The organism is Cellulosimicrobium sp. I38E (assembly GCF_001647255.1).
Classification (GTDB): Bacteria; Actinomycetota; Actinomycetes; order Actinomycetales; family Cellulomonadaceae; genus Cellulosimicrobium; species Cellulosimicrobium cellulans_E.
Genome location: NZ_LUAZ01000103.1, coordinates 1 through 1,470 on the forward strand (window position 1 = coordinate 1; position 1,470 = coordinate 1,470).

Sequence of the window (1,470 nt, forward strand, 5' to 3'; positions counted from 1 at the left end):
AAGGAGCCGAAGTGCTCGTCGATCGCGGCGCCGATCTCGCCGGTGGGCTCGCCGCCGCCCTCGGGGGAGAGGTTGGTCCAGAACGCGGAGTGGTTGACGTGGCCGCCGAGGTTGAACGCGAGGTTCTTCTCGTGGAGGTTGATCGCGGCGAAGTCGCCGGTCTCGCGGGCCTCGGCGAGCTTCTCCAGGGCGGTGTTCGCGCCGGTGACGTAGGCCTGGTGGTGCTTGGAGTGGTGCAGCTCCATGATCCGCCCGGAGATGTGCGGCTCGAGCGCACCGTAGTCGTAGGACAGCTCGGGGAGAGTGTAGACAGGCATGGTTCCTCAGGTTCCTTCCGTCGGTATGCAGCCACGCTAGGACCTCGACCACGGTTGAGGTCAAGGTGGGCGCACTGTGATCTTGCAGGTCGGACGGACCGTCCCGCTCGCCGAGCGGTCCGCCGCAGGCGGCGGGACGATGTCCCGATGGGGACCGTCACGGACTACCTGGCCGGCGTCGACGAGCCGGACCGCACGACGCTCGCGCGCGTCGTCGGGGTCGCGCGCGACGTCGTGCCCGACGCCACGGAGGGCACGAGCTACGGCATGCCCGCGCTGCTCCACCGCGGCAAGGCGCTGCTCAGCGCCATGGCGTCGGCGAAGCACCTCGCGGTCTACCCGTTCAGCCCCGCCGCCGTGACCGCCGTCGAGCCGCGGCTCGACGGCTTCTCGCACGCCAAGGGGACCGTCCGGTTCTCGAGCGACCACCCGCTGCCCGACGACGTCGTCCGCGACCTCGTCGCGGCACGCGTCGCGGAGATCGACGCGCAGCTCGACCGCTGAGGACGTCGTCGGCGGGCGGGCCGCCGGTCGGCCCGCACCGCGCGGTGGGCGACGAATCTCCTGGGCCGCGCGGGCGCCGTCGGGCACGATGGACGGATGCCCGACGACGCCCGCCCCGGTCTGCGCGTGACGACCACCCTGGTCGTCCCCGAGGCGGAGCTGTCGTGGCGGTTCTCGCGCTCGTCCGGGCCCGGCGGGCAGGGTGTCAACACGACCGACTCGCGCGTCGAGCTCTCGTGGGACGTCGCGCGGTCGGCGGTGCTCACGGAGTCCCAGCGCGCACGGGTGCTGGACCGGCTGGGCCGGCGGGTCGTGGACGGCGTCGTCACGGTCACGGCGTCCGAGCACCGGGAGCAGCGGCGCAACCGGGACGCCGCACGGACGCGGCTCGCCGCCCTGCTGGCCGACGCCGTCGCCCCGCCCGGGCCGCCGCGCCGCGCGACCCGGCCCACCCGCGGGTCGGTCGAGCGCCGGATCGGCGCCAAGAAGCGGCGCACCGAGGTCAAGCGCCTGCGCCGCCCGCCGCAGGACTGACCCGAGCACGACGTCACCCGCCGTCGAGCACGACCTGACGGACGGAAAGGGCCGGAGAACGACCCCCATGTCGTGCTCGACGGCGGGTGACGTCGTGCTCGGGTCAGTCCTGCGG

At 73.7% G+C, this 1,470-nt stretch carries 2 protein-coding genes and 1 pseudogene; 2 read left to right on the forward strand and 1 reads right to left on the reverse strand.

What is annotated here, in order from left to right:
* Positions 1-317, reverse strand: a pseudogene (locus A0J59_RS21020) (superoxide dismutase); the annotation flags it as partial.
* A 147-nt stretch (positions 318-464) separates the two neighbouring features.
* On the opposite strand from A0J59_RS21020, the gene A0J59_RS21025 reads away from it, so the two are divergent.
* Both A0J59_RS21025 and arfB read left to right on the forward strand, forming a co-directional pair.
* The gene (locus A0J59_RS21025; RefSeq protein ID WP_047233430.1) at positions 465-821 is read left to right on the forward strand and encodes an iron chaperone; all 357 of its coding nucleotides are present in this window, start codon (positions 465-467) and stop codon (positions 819-821) included.
* Positions 822-917: 96 nt separating this feature from the next.
* Entirely contained in the window at positions 918-1,355 is a 438-nt protein-coding gene (gene arfB, locus A0J59_RS21030; protein ID WP_047233431.1) for an alternative ribosome rescue aminoacyl-tRNA hydrolase ArfB, read from the forward strand.
* The last annotated feature ends 115 nt before the right edge of the window (positions 1,356-1,470 follow it).